Below are 25,276 nucleotides of genomic sequence, written 5' to 3' on the forward strand. Positions count from 1 at the left end.
GGTCGCCGTCCCAGGGGGCTCCGCCCCCTGGACCCCCGGCCTATGCCCACCCACCACCCGACTCGGTGGGGAGAAGAGCGAGCAACCCGGGGGGGCGGCAGCCCCCCGCTACCATGCACCCGTACTGATCAACCGTCTGAGGAGGAGCCCGCATGGCAGGGGAACCGCAGGACGACTGTCTGTTCTGCAAGATCGTCGCGGGGAAGATCCCGGCGACGATCGTGCGGGAGACCGAGACGACCATCGCCTTCCGGGACATCAACCCGCAGGCGCCCACCCACGTCCTGGTGATCCCGAAGGCGCACTACCGGGACGCCGCGGCCCTGGCCGCCGGCGCGCCGGAGCTCGCCGCCGACGTGCTGCGCGAGACGCAGGCGGTCGCGGACGAGGACAAGCTGGAGAGCTACCGCGTCGTCTTCAACACCGGCGCCGGAGCCGGCCAGACCGTCTGGCACGCCCACGCGCACGTCGTCGGCGGCCGAGGCCTGCACTGGCCCCCCGGATAGGCCGCGGTGTCCGTACGTGAACTGGTGGTCCTCGGCACCGCCAGCCAGGTCCCGACCCGGCATCGCAACCACAACGGCTACCTGCTGCGCTGGGACGGCGAGGGCATCCTCTTCGACCCGGGCGAGGGCACCCAGCGGCAGATGCTGCGCGCCGGGGTCGCCGCGCACGACCTCAACCGGATCTGCGTCACGCACTTCCACGGCGACCACTCCCTCGGCCTCGCCGGTGTCATCCAGCGCATCAACCTGGACAAGGTCCCGCACCCGGTCACCGCGCACTACCCGCGCTCCGGGCAGCGCTTCTTCGACCGGCTGCGCTACTCCACCGCCTACCGCGAGACCGTCGGCATCACCGAGGCCCCGGTCGACGCGGACGGAGTCCTCGACACCGCCGCGTCCTACCGTCTCGAAGCCGCCAGGCTCTCGCACCCCGTCGAGTCCTACGGCTACCGGCTCGTCGAGCCCGACGGCCGCCGCATGCTGCCCGAGCGGCTGGCCGCGCACGGCATCAAGGGGCCGGACGTCGGCCGGATCCAGCGGGAGGGTTCGATCGACGGGGTGTCGCTGGACGACGTCAGCGAGGTGCGCGGCGGGCAGCGGTTCGCGTTCGTCATGGACACCCGGCTGTGCGAGGGGGTGCACACGCTCGCGGACGGCGCCGATCTGCTCGTCATCGAGTCGACCTTCCTCGACGAGGACGAGCAACTCGCCACCGACCACGGTCATCTGACCGCCGGTCAGGCCGCGCGGGTGGCCCGTGACGCCGGGGTGCGGCATCTGGTCCTCACCCACTTCAGCCAGCGTTACTCCGAGCCGGAGGAATTCGAGCGGCAGGCGCGGGCGGCCGGGTTCGAGGGCGAGCTGACCGTGGCGCATGACCTGCTGCGGGTGCCGGTTCCGAAACGCCGGTAAAACGGTCGTACGATGCTTTGATGCCCCTCCCCAAAGCTGAACTGCACCTGCACATCGAAGGAACCCTGGAGCCGGAGCTGGCTTTCGAGCTGGCCGCCCGCAACGGGGTCGCGCTGCCGTACGCCGACACGGACGAGCTCCGCAAGGCGTACCAGTTCGAGGACCTCCAGTCGTTCCTGAACCTGTACTACGAGCTCATGGCGGTCCTGCGCACCGAGCGCGACTTCGAGGACCTCGCGAACGCCTACCTCGCGCGGGCCGCCGCGCAGGGCGTGCGGCACGCGGAGATCTTCTTCGACCCGCAGGCCCACCTCGCCCGCGGGATCGGCATGAGCACGGTCGTGGACGGGCTGTGGCGCGCGCTGGGCGACAGCGAGGCCGAGCACGGCATCTCGACGCGTCTGATCATGTGCTTCCTGCGCGACGAGTCCGCCGAGTCGGCGCTGGAGACCCTGGAGGCGGCGCGGCCCCACCTCGACCGGATCATCGGTGTCGGTCTGGACTCCGCCGAGGTCGGGCATCCGCCGGTGAAGTTCCGCGAGGTGTACGAGGCGGCGGCCGCTCTCGGGCTGCGGCGCGTCGCGCACGCCGGTGAGGAGGGGCCGCCGGAGTACATCACCGAGGCCCTGGACGTGCTCGGCGTGGAGCGCGTCGACCACGGGCTCCGGTGCATGGAGGACCCGGCGCTCGTGGCGCGGCTGGTGCGGGAGCGGATCCCGCTGACGCTGTGCCCGCTGTCCAACGTGCGGCTGCGCACCGTCGACGTCCTCGCCGACCACCCGCTGCCCGCCATGCTCGACGCCGGGCTGCTGTGCACGGTCAACTCCGACGACCCCGCCTACTTCGGCGGCTACGCCGGCGACAACTTCGACGCCGTGGGCGCCGCCCTGGGCCTGGGCGAGGAGCGGCTGCGCGAGCTGGCCCGCAACTCCTTCGTCGCCTCCTTCCTGGAGGACGACGAGGAGCGGCGGGCGCGGTACCTCGCGGAGGTCGACGCCTACACGTTCTAGACCTGTCCCGGTCGGTCTGTCCTGGCCCATCTGTCCTGGCCGATCTGTCCTGGTCGGGCGCGTCCGGCGGCACGACGGGCACCGGCTCCGGCACGACCGGCGGCACCGGCACGTCGGCGGGCCCGGCGCTGCCGCTCACCGCGGCGGGCCGGTACGTCCACCGGCGGGCAAGGGCGGCGCGAGCCGAGGAGCGGGCGACGACAGGCCGGTCGGGCGGCCTCAGTCACCGGACCCCGGCGCGGCGCCCGCCCGCCGGGGTCCGGCCGTGCCGTACGCCTCCCGGACGGGTACCGCCGAGCCCTCCACCGGGATCTCCACCACCTGCGGTTCCAGGGCGCCGCCCCGCCGTCGGACCGCGCCCGCGAACCGCGGGCCGCCGCCCGTGCGCAGGGCGACGGCGGTCATCGGCACCGCGACGACGAGCAGCCCGGCCCCCAGCACCAGCCCCATCACCGGGAACCCGGCCCAGGCCGACAGCACGCTCCCGGTCAGCGGCCCCGCCGCCGTCCCCAGCGAGCCCGCCGACCCGACGAGCACCGCCCAGCGGCCCCGCGGGTCGAGCGAGGCGGCCAGTCCGATCAGGTACGACAGCACGATCGGGTAGAGCGTGTTCCAGGCGATCTCGCCGGCCGCGAAACTCACCGGCCCGGTCGCGCGGGCGCTGGCGACGACACAGCCGGCGATCAGAACGGTCCCGGCGCCGATGGGCACCGCCCGCCCGAGCCGCGCCCCGAGCGCCCCCGCGCCCAGCACTCCGGTGAGCCCGGCTCCCAGCGCCACCGCGAAGACGACGCCGACGCCGGCCTCGCTGAGGTGCGCCTGGGTCAGGCCGATGCGCCCGCTCACGCCCCAGAGCGAGTTCTGGACCAGCGACCAGCAGGGCATGGCGGCGGCCAGGACGAGTCCGGCACGCAGCCGGGGCAGCCGCGGTCGGTCCTCGCGGCGGGTCCGGGCGGGCGCCGTCCGGCCGGGCAGACGCCCCGTCAGCGGCCAGACCGCGAGCGCGGTGAGGGCGATGGCGGCCAGCGGCTGCCCGTGCCCCGCGCCCAGGTGCGGCACCGTCAGATAGACGGCACCCGCGAGCGCGGAGACCCCGAGCAGACCCGCCGTGGAGACGCGGTGCGGGTCGGGATGGGCGGCGATCCGGGTGGCGGCGACCGTGGTGACCGTGCCGGAGCCGAAGCCGCCGAGGACCGCGCCCGCGATGACGGCGCTCACCTCACCGGCGAGGGCGGCACCGCCGTAGCCGAGCACGGCGAGCGTCAGTCCGATCCGGGCGAGGGTCCGCGCCCCGATCCGCTCCACGCGGGAGGCGAGCAGGAATCCGGCGGCGGCCGAACCGAGCAGCAGCGCACTGCCGACGGCTCCGGCCTCGGTGGCGGACAGCGGCAGCCCGGCGTCCAGTCGGCCGACCACGGTCGGCAGCAGGTAGGGGGCGAGGTACCCGGCCGTGAACAGGGCGACGACGGGCCAGGGCAGGGTGGGGCGTGGGGCGAACACGGGCGTTCCAGGGCATGCGAAAGGGACGGCTCAGGAAGAGGGGTGGGGCGCCGACCGTCGACGGACAGGAACGCGCGGGCAATTTGTATCAAGCACGCGGTGTGAGAAAAAGCGCGGGGTGGGTGATGTGGATCACTTTGTGTTTGGGGTGGAGGGAGAGGGGTATTCGCAGCGCCCTTCCCTGCCGGTTGACGCCGTGAAAGCGCGGGTGAACGGGGCGTGCGCTAGCGCCAGTTGGGGGCGCCGCTCGAACCCGGCGCCGTCGCCTCGATCTTCGCCCTGATCTCCCGCATCACCGCGACGATCCGCTCCTCGTGCTCCGGCGTCAGCCGGGCCACCGGCACCGAGCAGCTGACCGCGTCCTGCGCGGGGGTGTCGTAGCGCAGCGCGAACCCGAAACCGACGATGCCGAGGACGCCCTCCTCGCGGTCCACGGAGTACCCCCGCGCCCGTACCCCGGCGAGGTCGGCGAGCAGCGCCTGACGGCTCGTGCGGGAGTGCGGGGTGAACGCCTCGTACGGCCCCTCGGGCAGCTCGTCGTCCGGCCGTTGCGCCAGCAGCGCCTTGCCGAGCGCGCCGACGTGCGCCGGGAGCCGTCGCCCGACCCGGCTGATCGTGCGCAGGTACTCGTGCGACTCGCGCGTCGCCAGGTACGCCACGCCGCGGCCGTCCAGCCGCCCCAGGTGGATCGTCTCGCCCAGCGCCTCGGACGCCTCGTCGAGGTAGGGCCGCGCCAGCCGCACGCGCGGGTCGGAGTCGAGATAGCTCGTGCCGGTCAGCAGGGCGTGGATGCCGATGCCGTACAGGGAGCCGGTCACGTCCGTGCGCACCCAGCCCCGGCTGATCAGGGTCTGGAGCAGCGCGTACATCGAGCTGCGCGGCACCCCCAGCTCGTCCGCCAGCTCCTGGAGGCGCGCCGGCCGGTCGCCGCGCGCCGCGAGCAGTTCCAGCAGCTCGACCGTGCGCGCCGCGGACTTCACCTCGCGGACGCCGCCTGTCTCCGACATGTGCCGATCGTAAGGGTGTGCGGGTCGAGGGGTGCCCGCCTGGTCGGGGCGCCGCAGCGCAGGGCCAGGCGCGCCCATTGACGGTCGGCGTTCGCGTATCTAATCTCCATCTTCATACATGGATTACGTCTACATAGGGAGATGGCCGAGGGTGAGCCTCGACAGGGACCTCGACAGGGAAACCGTCCGACGCCTGCGGGACGGCATGACACAGGGGGTGCTGTCGTTCCCGCTCACGAGCTTCCACGACGACGGCTCCCTCGACCCCGACGGCTTCCGCACGCATGTCGCGGAGCGGATCGCGACCGCACCCGGCGCCGTCTTCCCCGCCTGCGGCACCGGCGAGTTCTTCTCCCTCGACGAGGACGAGTACCGGCAGGTGGTCACGATCGCCGTCGAGGAGGCGGGCGGCCGCCTGCCCGTCGTCGCCGGGGTCGGCTACGGTTGGGCCCAGGCCGCCCGGTTCGCGCGCATCGCCGAAGAGGCCGGCGCCGACGCCCTCCTCGTCCTGCCGCACTACCTCGTCGCCGCCCCGCAGGACGGCCTCGTCGCCCAGCTGGAACAGCTCGCCGCCCGCACCCGGCTGCCCCTCATCGCCTACCAGCGCGGCCAGGTCGCCTTCACCGCCGCCTCGTTGCGGCGCGTCGCCGCGATCCCGGGCGTCATCGGCCTCAAGGACGGCCACAGCGACCTCGACCGCCTCCAGCGGCTCACCCTCGCCGCCCCCGACGGCTTCCTCTTCTTCAACGGCGCCGCCACCGCCGAGATCCAGGCCCGCGCCTACGCCACCGTGGGCGTCCCCGCCTACTCCTCCGCCGTCCACGCCTTCGCCCCGGAGATCGCGAACGCCTTCTTCACCGCGCTGCGCGACCGAGGCGACACGGGCGACACAGGTGACAGAGGCGACAGGGGCGACAGGGGCGACAGGGGCGACAGGGGCGACAAGACGGTGGACCGGCTGCTGCGCGACTTCTACGTCCCGCTCGTCGAACTCCGCGACCGGGTACCCGGATACGCCGTGTCCCTGGTCAAGGCGGCGGCCCGACTGCGCGGCCTACCCGTCGGCCCGGTCCGCGCCCCGCTCACCGACCCCTCGCCCACCGACCTCGCCGACCTGCGAACCCTCCTGAACACCGGCCTCGACCTCGTAGGAGCCGCGCTGTGAACCTCACGATCACCGACGTCCGCCTGACCCCGATCCTGGTCGCCGACCCGCCCCTGCTCAACACACAGGGCGTGCACCAGCCGTACACGCCCCGGCTGATCGTGGAGGTCGAGACGGCGGACGGGGTCACGGGCGTCGGTGAGACCTACGGCGACACCAAGTACCTGGAACTGGCCCGCCCGTTCGCCGAGAAGCTGCACGGCCGACCGGTGAGCGACCTGAACGGCCTGTTCACCCTCGCCGACGAGGTCGCCGTCGACAGCTCCCGCGTCTCCGGACAGGTCGACGTCGGCGGGCTGCGCGGCGTCCAGACCGCCGACAAGCTGCGGCTTTCCGTCGTCTCCGCCTTCGAGGTCGCCTGCCTCGACGCCCTCGGCAAGACGCTCGGCCTGCCCGTGCACACACTGCTCGGCGGCAAGGTGCGCGACACGGTCGAATACAGCGCCTACCTCTTCTACAAGTGGGCCGACCACCCCGAGGGCGTCCCCGCGGAGCGGGACGACTGGGGCGCCGCCGTCGACCCGGCCGGGGTCGTCGAGCAGGCCCGACGCTTCAAGGAGCGCTACGGCTTCACCTCCTTCAAGCTCAAGGGCGGCGTCTTCCCGCCGGACGAGGAGATCGCCGCCGTACGGGCGCTGGCCGAGGCGTTCCCCGGCCACCCGCTGCGCCTCGACCCCAACGGCGCCTGGTCCGTGGCTACCTCGCTGAAGGTGGCCGACGAGATCGGCGGCATCCTCGAGTACCTGGAGGACCCGGCCCTCGGCACCCCGGCCATGGCCGAGGTGGCCGCGCGGACCGACGTGCCGCTCGCCACCAACATGTGCGTGACGACGTTCGCCGAGATCAAGGAGGCGTTCACCCGCGACGCCGTCCAGGTCGTCCTCTCCGACCACCACTACTGGGGCGGACTGCGCAACACCCGGCAACTCGCCGAGATCTGCCGGACGTTCGGCGTCGCGATCTCCATGCACTCCAACACCCACCTGGGCATCTCGCTGGCCGCCATGACCCATGTGGCGTCCACCGTCCCGAACCTCCACCACGCCTGCGACTCCCACTACCCCTGGCAGTCGGAGGACGTCCTCACCGAACGCCTCACCTTCGACGACGGCAGGGTCACCGTGTCGGACGCGCCCGGCCTGGGCGTCGAACTCGACCGGGACAGGCTCCGGTTCCTGCACCGGCGCTGGCTCGACGACGACGGCGCCCTGCGCGAGCGCGACGACGCGGCGGCCATGCGGCTGGCCGACCCCGACTGGGTCACCCCGTCCGTCCCCCGCTGGTGACGCGGCGCCGACCCGGGGAGACGGCGGATGCCGGGCCCCGGCCTCCTCGAGCCCGGCCCGCCCGGGACCGGCGCCGTACCGAGCGGTAGGTGCTCCCGGCCCGCGTGTGACGGACGGCGCGTTGTCGGTGGCGTGGTGCACACTGGCCAGATCGGCACCACGTCAGGGAGCGCACCGTGACCGCGTCCAACGCGTCCACCGGAGAGGGACGCCACCGCCAGACCGCCAAGGCCGGCAAGAGCGGCGGCATGACCGGCGCCAAGGCAGGCAAGGCGGGCAAGGCCGGCCAGATCTGCCAGGCCGCCCGGGTCGACCCCCTGGCCGCCCGGCGCGCCCCCGACGACCCACCGTGGGACGTCTACCTCACCGGCACCGTCTTCCTCGACATCATCTTCACCGGACTCGACTCCGCCCCGGTGCGCGGGACCGAGTCCTGGGCGCGCGGCATGGGCTCGAGCCCGGGCGGCGTCGCCAACATGGCCACCGCCCTCGCCCGGCTCGGCCTGCGCACCTCCCTCGCGGCGGCCTTCGGGGACGACCACTACGGCGAGTACTGCTGGGACGCCCTCGAACAGGGCGAGGGCATCGACCTCAGCACCTCGCGCTCCGTCCCCGGCTGGCACTCGCCCGTCACCGTCTCCATGGCCTACGAGGGCGAGCGGACCATGGTCTCCCACGGACACGAACCGCCGCTGGAAGCCGTGCTGGTCGAAGAGGGCGCCCCGGAGCACCCGCCGCACGCCCGCGCCGCCGTCGCCTCCCTCACCCCGGGCAGGCGCGACCCCTGGATCGAGCGGGCCGCCGGTCGCGGCACCCGCATCTTCGCCGACGTCGGCTGGGACGACACCGGCGCCTGGGACCTGGCCGGCCTCACCGACCTGGCGCACTGCGAGGCCTTCCTGCCGAACGCCGAGGAGGCCATGCGCTACACCGGCGCCACCTGTCCCCGCGCCGCCGCCCACGCCCTCACCGAGCACGTACCGCTCGCGGTCGTGACGCTCGGTGCGGACGGCGCCTACGCCGTGGACCGGCGCACCGGCGAGTCCGCCGAGGTCCCGGCCATCGCCGTCGAGGCCCTCGACCCGACCGGCGCGGGGGACGTCTTCGTGGCCGGCTTCGTCACCGGCACGCTGGCCGACTGGCCGCTCGCCGACCGACTCGCCTTCGCCGGCCTGACGGCGGCCCTCTCCGTGCAGGAGTTCGGCGGCTCGCTCTCCGCCCCGGGCTGGTCCGAGATCGCGGCCTGGTGGCGCAGGGTCCAGTCGGTCGAGAGCCAGGACCCCGAGGCGCTGCGGCGTTACGCCTTCCTGGACAGCCTGCTCCCGGCCCTGCTCACGGCGGCGGAGGAGGCCACCCCCTGGCCGCTGCGCAGAGCGGTGCCGACGATCGGTTTCGGCCGCTCGGCATAGGCGCCGGACCCGGCACCGGACCGTCGTCGGACCCGTAAAAGCCCTACGGCGTTGTCAGTCCCCTGGCGTACCCTTGAACTCGCCAGGCCGCCCTTGTGGCAGGCGAGACGCATCCGGGAGGACGTAGAGGCCTTCGGGCCGGCCTATGACTCAGACACCCACAGCTCACACGCCCGCGCAGGGCAAGGCGAGAGCACAGTTCACCGTTCCCGCCCAGCACCCCATGGTGGCGGTGCTGGGATCCGGAGACTCCCTCCTGCGCGTGATAGAGACGGCCTTCCCGGCGGCTGACATCCACGTCCGGGGCAATGAGATCAGCGCGGTCGGCGACCCACGGGAAGTCGCTCTCGTCCAGCGCCTGTTCGACGAGATGATGCTGGTGCTCCGCACCGGGCAGCCGATGACGGAGGACGCAGTGGAACGCTCGATCGCCATGTTGCGGGCGAGTGAGAACGGGACGAGTGACGGCCAGGAGACCCCGGCCGAGGTTCTGACGCAGAACATCCTGTCCTCGCGCGGTCGCACCATCAGACCCAAGACCCTCAACCAGAAGCGGTACGTCGACGCGATCGACAAGCACACGATCGTCTTCGGCATCGGCCCGGCCGGTACCGGCAAGACTTATCTGGCCATGGCCAAGGCGGTCCAGGCCCTCCAGTCCAAGCAGGTCAACCGCATCATCCTGACCCGCCCGGCGGTCGAGGCGGGGGAGCGGCTCGGCTTCCTCCCGGGCACGCTGTACGAGAAGATCGACCCGTACCTGCGCCCGCTGTACGACGCCCTGCACGACATGCTGGACCCGGACTCGATCCCCAAGCTGATGGCCTCGGGGACGATCGAGGTGGCCCCGCTGGCGTACATGCGGGGACGGACCCTGAACGACGCCTTCATCATTCTGGACGAGGCTCAGAACACGAGCCCCGAGCAGATGAAGATGTTCCTCACCCGGCTCGGCTTCGAATCGAAGATCGTGATCACGGGTGACGTGACCCAGGTCGACCTGCCGAACGGCACGAAGTCGGGTCTGCGCCAGGTCCAGGACATCCTGGAGGGGCTGGACGACGTCCATTTCTCCCGCCTGTCGTCCCAGGACGTCGTCCGGCACAAGCTGGTCGGCCGTATCGTCGACGCGTACGAGCAGTACGACAACGAGAACGGTACGGAGAACGGCACCCACAAGGGCGGCCGTAACAAGCGGAAGTAGACAAGTCAGCACCATGTCGATCGACGTCAACAACGAGTCCGGAACCGAGGTCGACGAGCAGGCGATCCTCGACATCGCCCGCTACGCGCTCGCGCGGATGCGCATCCACCCGCTCTCCGAGCTCTCGGTGATCGTCGTGGACGAGAACGCCATGGAGCAGTTGCACATCCAGTGGATGGACCTGCCGGGGCCGACGGACGTCATGTCCTTCCCGATGGACGAGCTGCGTCCGCCGTCGAAGGACGACGACGAGCCCCCGCAGGGCCTCCTCGGCGACATCGTGCTGTGCCCCGAGGTCGCCGCCCGGCAGGGCACGGAGGCGCCGACGCAGCACTCCATGGACGAGGAGCTCCAACTGCTCACCGTCCACGGGGTGCTGCACCTGCTGGGCTACGACCACGAGGAGGCCGACGAGAAGGCCGAGATGTTCGGTCTCCAGGCCGCGATCGTCGACGGCTGGCGTGCGGAGAAGGGCCTGACCGGCCCGTCCCCGGCCCCGACCGTCTCATGAGTCCCACCCTCATCGCCGGCGCGATCGCCCTGGTCGTCGTCGCCTGGCTCGCCGCCTGCGCGGAGGCGGGCCTCGCGCGCGTCTCCAGCTTCCGCGCCGAGGAGGCCGTACGGTCCGGCCGGCGGGGCAGCGCCAAGCTGGCGCAGATCGCCGCCGACCCCACCCGCTATCTGAACGTGGCGCTGCTGGTCCGCGTCGCCTGCGAGATGGCGGCCGCCGCGCTGGTCACCTACGCCTGCCTCCAGCAGATCGACGGCACGACCGCGGCCCTGTTCGCGGCGATCGGCGTGATGGTCCTCGTGTCGTACGTCGCCGTGGGCGTGTCCCCGCGCACCATCGGCCGCCAGCACCCGCTGAACACCGCGACGGCCGCCGCGTACGTGCTGCTCCCGCTGGCGCGGATCATGGGCCCGATCCCGTCGCTCCTGATCCTCATCGGCAACGCGCTCACCCCCGGCAAGGGCTTCCGCCGGGGCCCCTTCGCCTCCGAGGCGGAGCTGCGCGCGCTGGTCGACCTCGCCGAGAAGGAGTCCCTGATCGAGGACGACGAGCGCCGCATGGTGCACTCCGTCTTCGAGCTCGGCGACACCCTCGTACGCGAGGTCATGGTCCCGAGGACCGACCTCGTCGTCATCGAGCGGTACAAGACCATCCGCCAGGCGCTGACCCTCGCCCTGCGCTCCGGTTTCTCCCGCATACCGGTGACCGGGGAGAACGAGGACGACATCGTCGGCATCGTGTACCTGAAGGACCTGGTCCGCAAGACGCACATCAACCGGGACGCCGAGGGCGAACTGGTGTCGACGGCGATGCGGCCCGCCGCCTTCGTCCCCGACACCAAGAACGCCGGTGACCTGCTGCGGGAGATGCAGCAGGACCGCAACCACGTCGCCGTCGTCATCGACGAGTACGGCGGCACGGCCGGCATCGTCACCATCGAGGACATCCTCGAGGAGATCGTCGGCGAGATCACCGACGAGTACGACCGTGAACTCCCGCCGGTGGAGGAGCTCGGCGACGACCGCCACCGGGTCACCGCCCGCCTCGACATCACCGACCTCGGCGAGCTGTACGGCATCGAGGAGTACGACGACGAGGACGTGGAGACCGTCGGCGGGCTGCTCGCCAAGGCCCTGGGCCGGGTGCCCATCGCCGGGGCGTCGAGCGTGGTCGACCTGCCGGACGGGCGCGCGCTGCGACTGACGGCGGAGACAGCGGCCGGCCGCCGGAACAAGATCGTCACGGTGCTGGTGGAGCCGGTGAAACCGGCGGACCGGCCGGAGGACGAGACGAAACCCGAATGACGGGGCCCGGCCTGAGCCACGGTACCGAGCGACGGCATGGCTCACTGACGGCTCGACGGCTCGACGGCCTGGCGTGATGACGGACTGGCGGAGTGAAGGAGTGACGGAGTGACACCTCAGGAACTGCGCGACTTGTGTCTCTCCTTCAATGAGGCGGTGGAGGACTTCCCCTTCCGGCCGGAGACCTCGGTCTTCAAGGTCGGCGGCAAGCTGTTCGCCCTGACGACCCTGGACGCGCGGCCCCTGACGGTGAACCTCAAGTGCGACCCGGACGACGCGGTGCGCCTGCGCGGTGAGCACGAGGGGCTGATCGTCCCCGGGTGGCACATGAACAAGCGGCACTGGAACACGGTGACGGTCGACGGGACGCTCCCGGACCGGCTGGTGCGGGAACTCGTCGAGGACTCCTACGACCTGGTGGTCGCCGGTCTGCCGCGGGCCGAGCGGCTGCGGCTCGACCGGCCCTGAGCCCCCGCGGACGTCCGGCCCGAGCCCTTCCGGCCATCGGAACGGCCTGGCAGTCGCCCCTACCGGTGGTGGCGGCACCACGCGTCACGCGGACGAGCAGGGCAGACGCGGTGTGCGGATCGTTTCTTCGTATGCTCGGGGCATGACCGACAGCAACGCGCTCGACCCCGAGGACCGCAAGATCGTCACCCTGGCCCGCTCCGCGCGGGCCCGCAACGGTGTGCCCGAGGGGGCCGCCGTACGGGACGAGACCGGACGTACGTATGTCGCGGGGACGGTGGATCTGCCGTCGCTGCGGTTGAGCGCGCTCCAGACGGCGGTGGCCATGGCGGTGGCCTCGGGGGCGGAGTCGCTGGAGGCGGCGGCGGTGGTGACCTCGTCGGAGGCGGCCGCCGAGGCCGACCTGGCCGCCGTACGGGATCTCGGCGGGGCGGGGACGCCGGTGCTGGTGGCCTCGCCGGACGGGACCGTCCGGCTCACCGTGTCCGCGGGCTGAGGGGAGCCGGAGGCGGCTCACCGGGGGGCCGGCCGGAGGTAGGCCGGTTTTCAACCTTGCCGTTCTCGTATCGCTCGCGCATCAATGGAACCGCAAGTTCCGACGGACCGTCAGATCTGGGCGTCTGATCTGGGCGTCCGATCCGGGCGTCCGATCCGGGCGTCCGATCTTCACCCGGGCAGGGTGTCCGCACCCATCCCTCCCGGGCGGTGGTCCGTCGGCATCTCCCGTCCATCCACCCCCCACATGGATTCCCGTACTCGGGAAGGGAGCGGATCCCATGAGAGGCAAGCGAATCGGATCAGGTGCGGCAATGCTGGTCGGGGCCCTCGCGGTCACCGGACTGGCCCTCGCGCCCTCGGCTGTCGCCGTCACCCCGCTGACGGCGACCGTCACGGCCAACTGCGGTCTCTTCGGAGGCGGCGCAGCCACCCTCACGGCCACCCAGACGGGCACGGCCGCCACCCTCAAGCTGACGTCCACCGCGATCACCACGCCGATCGCGATCGGTGCGAACAGCATCAGTTCCACGCTCACGATGGCGAACTCGACCGGCGCCGCGAGGGTCTTCTCCGGCACCGTGAACCCCGCCATGCCGGCCGGCTCCTCGATCACGGTCGGTCCGCTCAACGGGACCGTGGCCTCCGGTGACAGCCTGAACTTCTACGGCGGCTCCCTGAAGATGGTCGTCTTCGGGATCACCGTCACCTGTACGGCGAGCGCGGCGCAGGCGCCCGGCCCGTTCGTGTTCAGCTGATAGCGGTTGGAAACTGAGCCTACAGGCCGTCAGTTCCCTGGCGAGACCAGGAAACTGACGGCCCATCAGTTCACCGCGTGATGTCCATTGACTTCTCGCGCGATCCGCATCTCAATGCCCCCTGTCGGCGCAGAAGAGCCGCTGCGCCCGCACCCTGGAGGAGGGGGCAACATGGGTTCACCCCGAAGTTCCGGAAGCACCCGAGGTTCCCGAAGACGGCGCTGGGCGTCGCTGCTCGGGGCGACCGCGCTCGCGGTCACCGCCGGCGGGGCGCTGGCGGCCCCGGCCGGCGCCGCGTCCAACGTAGACTTCGACACGCACTGCATCCCGCCGGCGATCGCGGGCCTCCCGCCGATCGACGGCACCACCACCGCGAAGATCACGGCGGACAACACCAGTCCCGCGGTCGGCGACACCGTCACCGTCACGTACACGGTGGTCACGCCCGCCGCGAGCAACCCCACCGACCTGGCCCTGCCGGCCGACATCATGACGCCGACGGGCAAGGTCACCCTCGGCGGCGCGCAGACCGGCAGCGTCACGGTCACGGGGCCGAAGAAGAACGACCCGGTGCCCGGCAAGGGAGCCTTCCCGTCGTTCTCCATGACCGGCACCTTCACGGTCACCACGCCCGGCGCGATCACCCTCTCGCCCGGTGACTACAACATCCACACCAGCTACATCCTGGAGCTGGACACCCCCTGCACGGTGACCAACCCGCCCGCCCCGGTGTCGGAGACCGTCACCGCCGCGGACAACCCGCCGGCCAACACCCGTGCGATCTCGCTGGGTTCGGCCTCCGGGAGTCCGGGCGCGGCCGTCGCCGTCACCGGCAGCGGCTTCACCGCGGGCGCGACCGTCACGCTGGCCGGGCGCTCCGCGTCCGCCCAGACCGCGGACACGGCGACCGTGACCGCGGACGCGCAGGGCGGCATCTCGGGCTCGCTCGTCGTCAGCGACCTCACCACGACCGGTGTCGTGGCGTACGAGGGCGGCGCGTGGAGCTCGGACCTCGGCGCCGGACCGGTCGCGTATGTCGTCATCGACGACCAGCCCGTACCGGAGGGCAGCCAGAAGGTGACCACCACGGTCCGGGCGGGCACGCTGTCGATGTCCCAGGCCGGGGACGCCGTCCAGCTGTCCGCGGTCGACTTCGGCCAGGGCGGGGCCTCGACCGGCGCGCTCCAGACCGTGACCGTCAAGGACTTCCGCGGCGGGCCCGCGGGCTGGTCCCTGACCGGCAAGGTCACCGACTTCAGCGGCCCCGGCGCCAAGATCGACGCCGGCAAGCTGAGCTGGACGCCCGCGTGCACCACCAAGGCGGGCAGCCCGAGCGTCTGTCAGGCCGGTTCGGCGGGCTCGGTCGGCGCCGCGGGGGCGACCCTGGCGTCCACGCCCGACGGCACGGCCACCGGTGGCGAGTTCACCACCGACGCCCAACTGTCCCTCGACGTACCGTCGTTCACGCCTCCGGGCAGCTACGCCGGCGTCCTGACCCTCACGCTCACCTGAGCGTAGGCATCACGTCCACCGGTGGCCGGGCGCCCGCCCCACAGGTCCGCACCCGCCCGTCCACCCGACCGTCGAAGCCCAAGCGCCGCAGCCCGACGGTCGAAGTCCCATCGTCGAAGCCCGTTCGTCGGGGCCCGTCAGCCGGGGCCCGTTCGCTGGGGGGTCCGCACCCATGCGCAAGCCGTACGTCCTCCTCCTGCCGCTGCTGTTGTTCCTGACGCTCGCGACCCCCGCCCGCGCCGCCGACAACGGCAGCTGGTCGGTCTATCCCGTCTCCTCGGCCGTCGCCGCGCGGCCCTACTTCTATGTCTCCGCCGATCCCGGGCAGACGATCGAGGACAAGGTCGTCGTCGCCAACAAGACGGACGAGCCCCTCACCTTCCGGCTGTACGCGGCCGACGCCTACAACACCGCGCGCGACGGCGGTTTCGCCGTGAAGTCGCTCGGCGAGAAGATGCGGGGCGTGGGCGCGTGGGCCGAGCTGCCGAAGGACCGGGTCACCGTGCCCGGCCGCGCGACGGTCACCGTGCCGTTCACCGTGCGGGTGCCCGAGGGCGCCGAGCCCGGCGACCATCCGGGGGCGATCGTCGCCCTCGACGAACGGGTCGAACAGGGTGACGGCGGGGTCGCGCTGGGCGTCCAGCGGGCCGTCGGCGCCCGGGTCTACCTCCAGGTCGGCGGGCCCACGCTGCCCGCCCTCGCCGTCGAGAACGTCGAGATCAGCCACGGCCAGCCGCTGATCCCCGGTCTCGGCGACAGCACGGCGACGATCTCCTACACCCTGCACAACACCGGCAACGTCACTCTCGCGCCGAAGGTGGAGCTGAAGGCGAGCGGCCTGTTCGGCCGTACGCTCCTGACCCGGGACCTGAAGAAGATCCCGTCCCAGCTCCTCCCGGGCCAGCGCGTCCGCCTCACCGAACGCTGGGCCGACGCACCCCAGCTCGACTGGACCGACGTCCGGCTGACGGCGACCGCCAAGGACACGAAGGAGTCGGCGACAGCGTCCTTCGTGGCGGTGCCGTGGCTGGTGGTGGCCTTGCTGACGACGGGGATCGCGGCAGGGGTGTGGCTGCTGATCAGAAGGCGGCGAGGGCCCGCGGGGCCCAGCCGCCCAGGGGCGCGGGGCGCTGGCCTTCTGCGGCTCCGCCGCGGGGCGCGACCAGCCGCGGCGGACCCGCGGACGAAAGTCGGCCAACCCGCCGGAGGCTGACGCTACAGCGCGTCGGGCCCCCGCTCACCGGTCCGCACCCGCACGACGGTCTCGACCGGCAGGGCCCAGACCTTCCCGTCCCCGATCTTCCCGGTCCGTGCGGCCAGCACCACCGCGTCGATCACGGCGTCGGAGACCGCGTCCTCGACGACGACCTCGATGCGCACCTTGGGCACGAGGTCGACCTGGTACTCGGCGCCCCGGTACACCTCGGTGTGGCCACGCTGCCGGCCGTAGCCGCTGGCCTCGGTCACGGTCAGGCCATGTACGCCGAGCTCCTGGAGGGCCGTCTTGACCTCGTCGAGGCGGTAGGGCTTGACGATCGCGGTGATGAGCTTCATTCCTGTGGCTTGACCTTCTGGGGGGAGAGGACGGAGTGCGAGCCGACCGGGGCGCCGTGGCCCAGGACGCCGTGATCGTATGCGGTCTCGGCGTGCACCGTAAGGTCCAGGCCGGTGTGCTCGTGGTCCTCGTGCGCGCGCAGGCCGATCGTCTTGTCGAGGACCTTGCCGATGCCGTACGTGACGGTGAAGGCGTACGCCCCCACGACGATCACGGCGACCAGCTGCCTGCCGAGCTGGGTGAGCCCGCCGCCGTAGAGGAGGCCCTCGGCGCCGCCGGTCATGGTGTCCACCGCGAAGACGCCGATGAGGAGCGTGCCGATGATCCCGCCGACCAGGTGGACGCCGACCACGTCGAGGGAGTCGTCGTAGTTCAGCTTGAACTTCCAGCCCACGGCGTAGGAGCAGACGACACCGGCCGCGAGGCCGACGACCAGGGCGCCGAGCAGGGAGACCGAGCCGCAGGAGGGCGTGATGGCCACCAGGCCCGCGACCGCGCCGGACGCCGCGCCCAGCGTCGTCGGGTGGCCGTCGCGCTTCTGTTCGACGAAGAGCCAGCCGAGCAGACCGGTGCAGCCGGCGGCCAGGGTGTTGAGGAAGGCGGCGGCCGCCAGACCGTTCGCGCCGAGTGCGGAGCCCGCGTTGAAACCGAACCAGCCGAACCAGAGCAGACCCGCGCCCAGCATCACCATGGGGAGGTTGTGGGGACGCATCGCGTCCTTCTTGAAGCCCAGGCGCGGGCCCAGGACCAGGCACAACGCCAGCCCCGAGGCGCCCGAGGTGATCTCGACGGGGAGACCGCCGGCGAAGTCCAGGGCGCCGAGGCGGTCGAGGATCCAGCCACCGGGGCCCCACACCCAGTGCGCGACGGGAACGTATACGAGGAGCGCCCAGACCGGTACGAAGACCAGCCACGCGCCGAAGTTCGCCCGGTCCGCGATCGCGCCGCTGATCAGGGCGGCCGTGATGATCGCGAAGGTGAGCTGGAAGGTGGCGAACAGGAGGGTGGGGACCGTGCCCTGCACGCTGTCCGGGCCGAGGTCCGCCATCCCGGCATGTTCCAGGCCGCCGATCAGTCCGCCCCCGGCGTCTTCACCGAACGCGAGCGAGTAGCCGGCCGCCAGCCAGACGACCGTGACCAGCGCGATCGACACGAAGCTCATCATGAGCATGTTGAGCACGCTCTTCGTGCGGACCATGCCGCCGTAGAAGAGGGCCAGACCCGGGGTCATCAGCAGGACGAGGGCGGTGGCGGCGAGCAGCCAGGCGGTGTCGCCGGTGTTCGCATGGGCGGCGGCCAGGGTCACGTGGGTCTCCAACGATGCGGGGGCTCGTCAGAGGTTCACCGCTTCCGGTTTCCGGTCGCGTACAGGTGTGTTTCCGTGACGTTTCGTTGCGTGGAGGTTTCCGGGAGCTCACGCGGGAGGGCACTGCCGCTCGTGTGTGCGGCGGGGCTCCGTGGATCAGGGAGAATGGGGGCCATGAGCGTTCGTAACCAGTCATCCGAGCAGTCCGCCGAGGCCCTCCACCGCGCCGGCTTCGCCTGCTTCGTGGGCCGTCCCAACGCGGGCAAGTCCACCCTCACGAACGCTCTGGTCGGGAAGAAGGTGGCGATCACCTCGAACCGTCCCCAGACCACCCGGCACACCGTACGGGGCATCGTGCACCGCCCGGACGCCCAGTTGATCCTGGTCGACACCCCGGGCCTGCACAAGCCGCGCACCCTGCTCGGCGAGCGGCTCAACGACGTCGTGCGCGCCACCTGGGCCGAGGTCGACGTCATCGGCTTCTGCCTGCCGGCCAACGAGAAGCTGGGCCCCGGCGACCGCTTCATCGCCAAGGAGCTGGCCGGGATCAAGCGGACCCCGAAGGTCGCGGTCGTGACGAAGACCGACCTCGTGGACTCCAAGACGCTCGCCGAGCAGCTCATCGCGATCGACCAGCTCGGCAAGGAGCTGGGGTTCGAGTGGGCGGAGATCGTGCCGGTCTCGGCGGTCGGCGACCAGCAGGTCGGGCTGCTGGCGGACCTGCTCGCCCCGATGCTCCCGGAGAGCCCGCCGCTCTACCCCGAGGGCGACCTGACGGACGAGCCCGAGCAGGTGATGGTCGCCGAGCTGATCCGCGAGGCGGCGCTGGAGGGCGTACGGGACGAGCTCCCGCACTCCATCGCGGTCGTCGTCGAGGAGATGCTCCCGCGCGAGGACCGTCCGGCGGAGAAGCCGCTGCTCGACATCCACGCGAACATCTACATCGAGCGCCCCAGCCAGAAGGGCATCATCATCGGCCCCAAGGGCAAGCGCCTGAAGGACGTGGGCATCAAGTCCCGCAAGCAGATCGAGGCGCTGCTGGGCACGCCGGTCTTCCTCGACCTGCACGTGAAGGTCGCGAAGGACTGGCAGCGCGACCCGAAGCAGCTGCGCAAGCTGGGGTTCTGACCGTCCGGGGTTCTAACCCCTCCGTCGAGGGATCGTTCCCTGTGGGGACATGTCCTGGAGCCCCACCACCCTCAGCAACTCCAGCCGCTCGTAGGCCTCCGTGCCCGGGCGGGCTGTGTGGATGACGAGGAGCTGGTGGTGCTCGTGGCTGAGGAGGACCTCGCAGTCCAGTTCCAGCAGGCCCACCAGGGGGTGCTGGAAGCGTTTCGTCGCCCGGTGGCGCAGGGACACCTCGTGTTCCTCCCACAGGCGGGCGAACTCCTCGCTCGACGCCCGGAGTTCGGCGACCAGCGCGGCCGGTTCCGGGTCGTCGGGGCGGGCGGCGGCCACCGCGCGCAGATTGGCCACGTGGACGCGGGCGTGCTCCGCGCGGTCCTCCTCCGGGAACAGGGTGCGCGCGGCCGGGTCCAGGAAGTAGAGGCGGAGCAGGTTGCGCTCGCGCGGGGGGCGGGACATCACATCGTGGGTCAGTGCCCTGCCCATCGCGTTCTGGGCCAGCACCTCGCCGCAGTCGGTGACCACCTGCGCCGGGGTGTCGTGCAGGCGGTCCAGGATCAGCATCAGGCCGGGCGGGACGTGCGCCGACGCGGTCTCCCGGCGCGGCGGCTCCTCGTCGGCCAGGTGGAACAGGTGGTCACGCTCGTCGGCGGTGAGGCGCAGGGCGCGGGCCAGCGCCGTCAGCATCTGGCGGGACGGGCGCGGGCCGCGGGACTGCTCCAGGCGCGTGTAGTAGTCGACCGACATGCCCGCGAGCTGGGCCACCTCCTCGCGGCGCAGTCCGGGCGTACGGCGGCGGGCCCCCGGGGTCAGACCCACGTCCGACGGGGTCAGACGGGCCCGGCCACGGCGTAGGAAGTCGGCGAGTTCGGCTCGGTTCACCTCTCCAGGCTGCGGCATCCCGCCCGCCTTATCCAGGGACTGCTGATCCCCTGATCGACGGGTCTCTCCCGGTCGTCCCCGCTCCGTCCGAGGCTGGTGGCACCGACCAAGAGGAGTGAATGACGATGTTGACACTGGTGACGGGTACGACGGGACAGGTCGGCCGGCGCTTTGTGCCGAGGCTGCTGGCGCAGGCCGCGGCGGGGGAGAAGGTGCGGGTCCTGGTGCGGGACGCGGCACGGGGGGAGCGGTTCGCGGAGCTGGGCGCGGAGGTCGTGCTCGGGGATCTTCGGGACGCGGAGGCGCTCGGCAAGGCGGTGGCCGGGGTGGACGCGGTCGTGAACGTCGCGGCCTCCTTCCGCGGGGTGCCGGACGAGGAGGCGTGGGCCGTCAACCGGGACGCGGCGGTGGAACTGGGCCGCGCCGCGCTGGCCTCGGGTGTGCGGCGCTTCGTGCAGGTCAGCACGGGACTGGTGTACGGCCTCGGGCGGGGCCGCCCGCTGGTCGAGGACGACGAGGTCCGGCCCGGCGGCGGCGCGATGTGGGGGGCGTACCCCGAGGCGAAGGGGGTGGCCGAGCGGGAGCTGTTCGCGCTGGACGGCCTGGACGTGCGCGTCGGCCGCCTCGCCTTCGTCTACGGCGAGGGCGATCCGCACCTCGCCCAGTCGCTGATGTGGGCCGGCGACTGGGCGGCGGCCCAGCGGCTGCACATGGTCCATCACGTGGACGTCGCCCAGGGACTGCTGCGTCTGCTGCACGCGCCCGGAGCCGCGGGGCGGGCCTACAACATCGCCGACGACGCCCCCGTCACGGCGGTCGAACTGCATCAGCTCAACGGGGTCGACGTGCCCGCCGAGCTCTACGAGCGCACCGACCCGGACCCGTTCTTCCAGCTGACGTCCACCGAACGCATCCGCCGTGAACTCGGTTTCCGCCCGCTGTACCCCAGCGTCTACGCGGCCCGGGACGCCGGCGCCCTGTAGGCAGCCCCGCCGGGATCCGTCCGAGGGGTCAGTCCACCCCCCTGATCCGGCCCACCAGCACCGCCCCCGCCAGCCCGATCACCGCCGCCACCAGGTACAACACCCGGTAGCCGCCCAGATAGGTCACGATCGGCGCGGCGAGGGCGGGGGCCGCGACCTGGGGCAGGGCGTTGGCCACGTTGATGACGCCCAGGTCCTTGCCCCGGTCCCCGGCCTTCGGCAGCACGTCCGTCATCAGAGCGAAGTCGACCGACGTGAACACGCCGAAGCCGATGCCCAGCACCGCCGCCGCGACGATCGCCCCCGGCCAGGTCTGCCAGAGCGCCAGTCCCGCCGTCGCCACCGCCATCAGCACGCCCGACCAGATGACGAACGGCTTGCGCCTGCCGACCCGGTCCGACCAGGCGCCCCCGACGACCACCGTGGCGAGCAGCGTCAGCCCGTTCACCGCCGTCAGGATCAGCACGCCCTGCTCGGGGTCGGAGTGGTGCAGACGGTCGCGCAGGTAGTAGAGGAGGTACAGCAGCACGAGCGCGTTGCTCAGGTTCATCAGGAAGCGGGTCAGCCACGCCCAGCCCAGGTCGGGGTAGGCGCGCGGGCTCAGCCAGAACCCGGCCGCGAAGCCCCGCCAGGTCCACGCCGGCCGGTCCCGCACCGCCAGCCGCAGATCCTCGTACCGGAGCACGTACGGCAGCACGCCGAGCGTGGTGAACACCGCGCACGCCACATATCCCGCGCCGACGCCCCCGGCGGCCGTCGCGAGCCCGGTGCCGCCGACCACGCCGAGGATCTGCGCGGCGCCCAGCCAGCCGCCCACCGAGCCCCGTTGGAGCCGGGGAACCCGGTCGGGGACGGCGGCCGTCACCGCCGCGAAGGCCGCGTTCAGGGTGAGCTGGACCAGGCACCAGCCCGCCGCCATGGTCCAGACCCCGTCCGCTCCCGCGAGCAGCAGCAGCGAGAGGGCGCCGCCCGCCGTCCCCGCCACGATCCACGGCGTGCGGCGGCCCCGGCGGGAGGTCGTGCGGTCCGACAGCGCGCCGAAGAGGGGGTTCGCGGCCAGGGACGCCACCGCGCCCACGCCCGTCACCCAGGCCAGCATGGTCTCCTTCGACATGCCCGAGCCGGGGGCGAAGTCCTCGGCCTGGGAGGCCAGCAGGATCTGGAGGGGGCCGTACCAGCCCACCCAGATCGCCCCGTTGGCGAGGGAGAGGGCCGACGTCCAGCCCCGGCCCACCCGCTCCACGGGCTCGGCGAGGGCCGCGGCCGCCGGATCACTGTCGGCCGGCGCGCTGTCCGCCGTCGTCATCTCTGCGCCCGCAGGACGTCCCGCAGCCAGGCGTACGACGCCTTGGGGGTTCGGGCCTGGGTCTCGAAGTCCACGTGGACCAGGCCGAAGCGGCGCTCGTACCCCTCCGCCCACTCGAAGTTGTCCAGCAGCGACCACACGAAGTAGCCGCGCACGTCGACGCCCGCCTCCACCGCGCGGTGCAGGGCCCGGAGATGACCGTCCAGGTAGGCGATGCGCTCCTGGTCGTCCACGCCCTCGTAACTGCATCCGTTCTCCGTGATGACGACCGGGGGGAGCCGGTCGCCGTAGCGGTCGCGGAAGGTGGTCAGGAGTTCCGTCAGGCCCTCCGGGACGACCGGCCAGCCGAAGTCGGTCACCGGGACGTCTTCTATCTGCTGGACGGAGAAGGGCAGTTCGGCCGGCATGCGGATGCCGCCGAACTCGATCTCCGTGCCCTGCGGGGCGCCCACCTTCGTCGGGGCGTAGTAGTTGATCCCGTACCAGTCGAGCGGCTCCGAGATCACCTTGAGGTCGGCCTGTACGTCCCCCGGCATCAACTCGCCGAGGCCTTCCGGGTAGGCGCCCAGCAGGATCGGCTCCGCGAACAGCCTGTTCAGCAGGACGTCGTAGAAGGCTGCCGCCTCCACGTCGGCGGGTTCCTCGGAGGCCGGCCAGGTCGGGCCGTGGGAGTTGGCGATGCCGATGTCCGTGGCGCCGGCCGCGCGCAGCGCCTGGACGGCGAGGCCGTGCCCCAGCAGCTGGTGGTGGGCGGCCGGGAGCGCGTCGAACAGCAGCTGCTTGCCGGGCGCGTGGGTGCCGAGGGCGTGCCCCAGCAGGGTGTGCTCGGCGGGCTCGTTGACGGTGATCCATTTCTGGACGCGGTCACCGAGGCGTGCGGCCACCACCGACACGTACTCGGCGAACCGGGCGGCGGTGTCCCGCTCCAGCCAGTCGAGCCGGGCGGGCAGGTCCCAGTGGAAGAGGGTGGGGACCGGGCGGACGCCGGCCGCGCACAGCTCGTCGACGAGCCGGTCGTAGAAGTCGAGACCGCCGGGGGAGTTCACCCTCGGCCACGAGATCGAGAAGCGGTAGGCGTCCACGCCCAGGCCCGACAGGAGCGCCACGTCCTCGGGGTAGCGGTGGTAGTGGTCGCAGGCCACCGCCGCCGTGGAGCCGTCCTTCACCCGTCCGGGCTCGGCGGTGAAGGTGTCCCACACCGAAGGGTCGCGCGTCTCCACCGCGCCCTCGATCTGATGCGCGGAGGTGGACACGCCCCACAGGAAGTCTGCCGGGAAGCGGGGCATCGGGTTCGCCGCGTCGCGCGGATCGTTCGCCATGGGCGGGATCATCCTTACCGCTGGGTAAGGAAGTCAACGTCCCGGCGTGAACTGCCAGTTATGCCCCTGCCGCAAGCCCCCCGCAGGCCCCCTCAGGCGCCTTCCTTCAGTACCCGGGAGATCAGTTCGCGCTGTTCCTCCGTGAGCCGGGGATCGGCGGCGTGCACCGTCCTGCCGTCCACGGTGATCTCGTAGCTGAAGCCGTCCGGCACGCCGGCCGAAGGCACGCCCCGGCCGGCGGCGACCGCCCGCTCGGCCAGGGCGTGCCACTCGGGGGCGTCGGGCCGTCCCGAGGTGTCGACCTCGGCACGGCGCTCGATGCCCGCGAACCCGCCCGTGCGACTCACCTGAATACGCATGGGTCCCTGTCTATTACGGACTCAGAGAATCCGCACCCCCACCTGCTCCCACGCCTTCTCCACGGCCTGGAGCTCCTCCCCGCCGCTGCCGAAGCGCTCGCGCGCGGCCTTCACCGTCAGCTTGGCGAAGTCGGTGAAGAAGGCCCGCTCGGAGAGCTCGCCGCCGGTCAGGACGTCGTACCAGAGCTGGCCCGCCTTCTCCCAGGCGTAGCCGCCGAGGGCGGTGGCGGCCAGGTAGAACGCGTGGTTGGGGATGCCGGAGTTGATGTGGACGCCGCCGTTGTCGCGGCCGGTGCGGACGTACTCGTCCATCGTCGCGGGCTGCGGGTCCTTGCCGAGGACGTCGTCGTCGTACGCGGTGCCCGGCGCCTTCATGGAGCGCAGCGCGGTGCCGGTGACGCTCGGGGCGAGCAGGCCCGCGCCGATCAGCCAGTCGGCCTCGGCGGCGGTCTGGCCGAGCGAGTACTGCTTGATGAGCGAGCCGAAGACGTCGGACATCGACTCGTTGAGGGCGCCCGGCTGGCCGTTGTAGGTCAGGTTCGCCGTGTACTGCGTGACGCCGTGGGTGAGCTCGTGCCCGATGACGTCGATGGAGTTGGTGAAGTCGACGAAGATCTCGCCGTCGCCGTCGCCGAACACCATCTGCTCGCCGTTCCAGAAGGCGTTGTTGTAGCCCTCGTCGTAGTGGACGGTGGCGTCGAGGGGCAGGCCGTCGCCGTCGATCGAGTGGCGCTGGTAGGCCTTCAGGTAGAGGTCGAAGGTGGCGCCGAGCCCGGAGTAGGCGCGGTTGACGGTGGCGTCCTGTCCGGGGTCCTGGCCCTCGGCGCGGACCTTGGTGCCGGGCAGGGAGGTGCCGTGCTCGGCGTCGTAGAGGGTGCGCAGCGGCTGGTCCGACGGGGCTTTCACCGTCGGGGCGGCCAGGAGGCCGTACTCGGTGTTCACCTGGCGCAGTGCGCGCAGCTCGCTGTCGCGCAGGATGGTGCGCCGGGCGGGTCCGGAGAGAGCGGGGTCGTCGTTGCGCGCAAGCCGGTCGAGGACGTGCGGCGGTACGACGGTGCAGAAGACGGGCTCGAAGCCCCCGTGAGTCGTCATGCCCGGCACCCTTGCACTGCGTCATTCCGCTGTCACCACCGGCAACCATGATTGGTGAAATACGGTGACAAAGGGGCGTGATCCGTAGCGCCGGGTGCTATGGCGCAGGGGTGGCGAGTGGCGTGGCGCACGTTCTGCACCTTTTCCTATGGTTCCTCCCTCCGGTCCCGCATACTGGAACGGTCCCGCGCGACGGAAGCGGCTCGGCTAGGCTGCGGAGCACTATGCGTTTCGGGCTGCTTCTCCTTAGCTGCCGCGGCGAGGGCCTGTAGTCGAGGCCGACCCCCTCCCCGCGGTGCTTG

General features: G+C 71.9%; 25 protein-coding genes. 16 read left to right on the forward strand and 9 right to left on the reverse strand.

Annotated features, from left to right (window positions below):
• The first annotated feature begins 152 nt into the window (after nucleotides 1–152).
• Genes ACIRPU_RS02220 through ACIRPU_RS02230 form a run of 3 tightly spaced genes read left to right on the forward strand, consistent with a single transcriptional unit; the run spans nucleotide 153 to nucleotide 2,428 of the window.
• Nucleotides 153–506: a histidine triad nucleotide-binding protein gene (locus tag ACIRPU_RS02220; protein ID WP_355701277.1), complete on the forward strand. Its 354-nt coding sequence runs from the start codon at nucleotides 153–155 to the stop codon at nucleotides 504–506.
• Nucleotides 507–512: 6 nt separating this feature from the next.
• Nucleotides 513–1,418, forward strand: a complete 906-nt coding sequence (locus tag ACIRPU_RS02225; RefSeq protein WP_403860453.1) for a ribonuclease Z — start codon at nucleotides 513–515, stop codon at nucleotides 1,416–1,418.
• A 20-nt stretch (nucleotides 1,419–1,438) separates the two neighbouring features.
• Complete coding sequence (locus tag ACIRPU_RS02230; RefSeq protein WP_384119400.1) at nucleotides 1,439–2,428, forward strand: adenosine deaminase; 990 nt, start codon at nucleotides 1,439–1,441, stop codon at nucleotides 2,426–2,428.
• 219 nt (nucleotides 2,429–2,647) lie between these two features.
• Here ACIRPU_RS02230 and ACIRPU_RS02235 read toward each other — a convergent pair whose 3' ends face one another.
• Together ACIRPU_RS02235 and ACIRPU_RS02240 are read right to left on the reverse strand one after the other, a co-directional pair.
• Nucleotides 2,648–3,928: an MFS transporter gene (locus ACIRPU_RS02235; RefSeq protein WP_403860456.1), complete on the reverse strand. Its 1,281-nt coding sequence runs from the start codon at nucleotides 3,926–3,928 to the stop codon at nucleotides 2,648–2,650.
• Between the two features lie 224 nt (nucleotides 3,929–4,152).
• Nucleotides 4,153–4,935 carry an IclR family transcriptional regulator gene (locus ACIRPU_RS02240; protein WP_403860459.1) on the reverse strand — a complete coding sequence of 261 codons (783 nt, stop codon included), beginning with the start codon at nucleotides 4,933–4,935 and terminating at the stop codon, nucleotides 4,153–4,155.
• 205 nt (nucleotides 4,936–5,140) lie between these two features.
• Between ACIRPU_RS02240 and ACIRPU_RS02245 the strand changes: the two genes are divergently transcribed.
• The 11 genes from ACIRPU_RS02245 (at nucleotide 5,141) to ACIRPU_RS02295 (ending at nucleotide 16,260) form a co-directional block, all read left to right on the forward strand.
• Nucleotides 5,141–6,100, forward strand: a complete 960-nt coding sequence (locus ACIRPU_RS02245) for a 5-dehydro-4-deoxyglucarate dehydratase (RefSeq protein WP_403861562.1) — start codon at nucleotides 5,141–5,143, stop codon at nucleotides 6,098–6,100.
• Nucleotides 6,097–7,386, forward strand: coding sequence for a glucarate dehydratase family protein (locus ACIRPU_RS02250; protein ID WP_403860462.1), 1,290 nt, complete (start codon nucleotides 6,097–6,099; stop codon nucleotides 7,384–7,386). The genes ACIRPU_RS02245 and ACIRPU_RS02250 overlap by 4 nt, the downstream gene beginning before the upstream one ends.
• Before the next feature lie 248 nt (nucleotides 7,387–7,634).
• On the forward strand, nucleotides 7,635–8,795 hold the full coding sequence (locus tag ACIRPU_RS02255) for a carbohydrate kinase family protein (RefSeq protein ID WP_403861565.1): 1,161 nt from the start codon (nucleotides 7,635–7,637) through the stop codon (nucleotides 8,793–8,795).
• Nucleotides 8,796–8,940: 145 nt separating this feature from the next.
• Nucleotides 8,941–9,999 (forward strand): PhoH family protein, encoded by a 1,059-nt coding sequence (locus ACIRPU_RS02260; protein ID WP_403860465.1) that lies wholly within the window; start codon nucleotides 8,941–8,943, stop codon nucleotides 9,997–9,999.
• 13 nt (nucleotides 10,000–10,012) lie between these two features.
• Nucleotides 10,013–10,510, forward strand: a complete 498-nt coding sequence (ybeY, locus tag ACIRPU_RS02265) for an rRNA maturation RNase YbeY (RefSeq protein WP_355701270.1) — start codon at nucleotides 10,013–10,015, stop codon at nucleotides 10,508–10,510.
• Entirely contained in the window at nucleotides 10,507–11,814 is a 1,308-nt protein-coding gene (locus ACIRPU_RS02270; RefSeq protein ID WP_355701269.1) for a hemolysin family protein, read from the forward strand. Before ybeY ends, ACIRPU_RS02270 begins: the two co-directional genes overlap by 4 nt.
• 108 nt (nucleotides 11,815–11,922) lie before the next feature.
• Complete coding sequence (locus ACIRPU_RS02275) at nucleotides 11,923–12,282, forward strand: MmcQ/YjbR family DNA-binding protein (RefSeq protein ID WP_403860470.1); 360 nt, start codon at nucleotides 11,923–11,925, stop codon at nucleotides 12,280–12,282.
• Between the two features lie 142 nt (nucleotides 12,283–12,424).
• Nucleotides 12,425–12,778, forward strand: a complete 354-nt coding sequence (locus ACIRPU_RS02280) for a cytidine deaminase (RefSeq protein ID WP_355701267.1) — start codon at nucleotides 12,425–12,427, stop codon at nucleotides 12,776–12,778.
• Nucleotides 12,779–13,058: 280 nt separating this feature from the next.
• The gene (locus ACIRPU_RS02285) at nucleotides 13,059–13,535 is read left to right on the forward strand and encodes a hypothetical protein (RefSeq protein WP_355701266.1); all 477 of its coding nucleotides are present in this window, start codon (nucleotides 13,059–13,061) and stop codon (nucleotides 13,533–13,535) included.
• A gap of 171 nt (nucleotides 13,536–13,706) precedes the next feature.
• Nucleotides 13,707–15,047, forward strand: coding sequence for a beta-xylosidase (locus ACIRPU_RS02290; RefSeq protein WP_403860474.1), 1,341 nt, complete (start codon nucleotides 13,707–13,709; stop codon nucleotides 15,045–15,047).
• Nucleotides 15,048–15,219: 172 nt separating this feature from the next.
• Nucleotides 15,220–16,260 carry a WxL protein peptidoglycan domain-containing protein gene (locus tag ACIRPU_RS02295; protein ID WP_403860477.1) on the forward strand — a complete coding sequence of 347 codons (1,041 nt, stop codon included), beginning with the start codon at nucleotides 15,220–15,222 and terminating at the stop codon, nucleotides 16,258–16,260.
• A 2-nt stretch (nucleotides 16,261–16,262) separates the two neighbouring features.
• On the opposite strand, the gene ACIRPU_RS02300 is transcribed toward ACIRPU_RS02295, so the two are convergent.
• Both ACIRPU_RS02300 and ACIRPU_RS02305 read right to left on the reverse strand, forming a co-directional pair.
• Nucleotides 16,263–16,601, reverse strand: a complete 339-nt coding sequence (locus ACIRPU_RS02300; RefSeq protein ID WP_385564613.1) for a P-II family nitrogen regulator — start codon at nucleotides 16,599–16,601, stop codon at nucleotides 16,263–16,265.
• Nucleotides 16,598–17,908, reverse strand: a complete 1,311-nt coding sequence (locus tag ACIRPU_RS02305; RefSeq protein ID WP_403860481.1) for an ammonium transporter — start codon at nucleotides 17,906–17,908, stop codon at nucleotides 16,598–16,600. Before ACIRPU_RS02305 ends, ACIRPU_RS02300 begins: the two co-directional genes overlap by 4 nt.
• Nucleotides 17,909–18,082: 174 nt before the next feature.
• Between ACIRPU_RS02305 and era the strand changes: the two genes are divergently transcribed.
• Nucleotides 18,083–19,036: a GTPase Era gene (gene era / locus ACIRPU_RS02310; protein WP_403860484.1), complete on the forward strand. Its 954-nt coding sequence runs from the start codon at nucleotides 18,083–18,085 to the stop codon at nucleotides 19,034–19,036.
• A 12-nt stretch (nucleotides 19,037–19,048) separates the two neighbouring features.
• Here era and ACIRPU_RS02315 read toward each other — a convergent pair whose 3' ends face one another.
• The gene (locus ACIRPU_RS02315) at nucleotides 19,049–19,915 is read right to left on the reverse strand and encodes a helix-turn-helix transcriptional regulator (protein ID WP_403860487.1); all 867 of its coding nucleotides are present in this window, start codon (nucleotides 19,913–19,915) and stop codon (nucleotides 19,049–19,051) included.
• Between the two features lie 125 nt (nucleotides 19,916–20,040).
• Between ACIRPU_RS02315 and ACIRPU_RS02320 the strand changes: the two genes are divergently transcribed.
• Complete coding sequence (locus tag ACIRPU_RS02320) at nucleotides 20,041–20,898, forward strand: NAD-dependent epimerase/dehydratase family protein (protein WP_384119436.1); 858 nt, start codon at nucleotides 20,041–20,043, stop codon at nucleotides 20,896–20,898.
• Between the two features lie 28 nt (nucleotides 20,899–20,926).
• Here the strand turns inward: ACIRPU_RS02320 and ACIRPU_RS02325 are convergent, their stop codons facing one another.
• From ACIRPU_RS02325 to ACIRPU_RS02340, 4 genes are all read right to left on the reverse strand, one after another.
• Nucleotides 20,927–22,204: an MFS transporter gene (locus ACIRPU_RS02325; protein ID WP_403860490.1), complete on the reverse strand. Its 1,278-nt coding sequence runs from the start codon at nucleotides 22,202–22,204 to the stop codon at nucleotides 20,927–20,929.
• A complete protein-coding gene (locus tag ACIRPU_RS02330; RefSeq protein WP_403860493.1) occupies nucleotides 22,201–23,523 on the reverse strand; it encodes a GH1 family beta-glucosidase in 1,323 nt (440 codons plus the stop codon). The genes ACIRPU_RS02325 and ACIRPU_RS02330 overlap by 4 nt, the downstream gene beginning before the upstream one ends.
• A gap of 92 nt (nucleotides 23,524–23,615) precedes the next feature.
• Nucleotides 23,616–23,882: a protealysin inhibitor emfourin gene (locus ACIRPU_RS02335; RefSeq protein ID WP_403860496.1), complete on the reverse strand. Its 267-nt coding sequence runs from the start codon at nucleotides 23,880–23,882 to the stop codon at nucleotides 23,616–23,618.
• 21 nt (nucleotides 23,883–23,903) lie between these two features.
• Nucleotides 23,904–24,974 carry a M4 family metallopeptidase gene (locus ACIRPU_RS02340; RefSeq protein ID WP_384114684.1) on the reverse strand — a complete coding sequence of 357 codons (1,071 nt, stop codon included), beginning with the start codon at nucleotides 24,972–24,974 and terminating at the stop codon, nucleotides 23,904–23,906.
• Between the last annotated feature and the right edge of the window lie 302 nt (nucleotides 24,975–25,276).

The organism is Streptomyces sp. NPDC102259, from assembly GCF_044766465.1.
Taxonomy (GTDB): domain Bacteria; phylum Actinomycetota; class Actinomycetes; order Streptomycetales; family Streptomycetaceae; genus Streptomyces.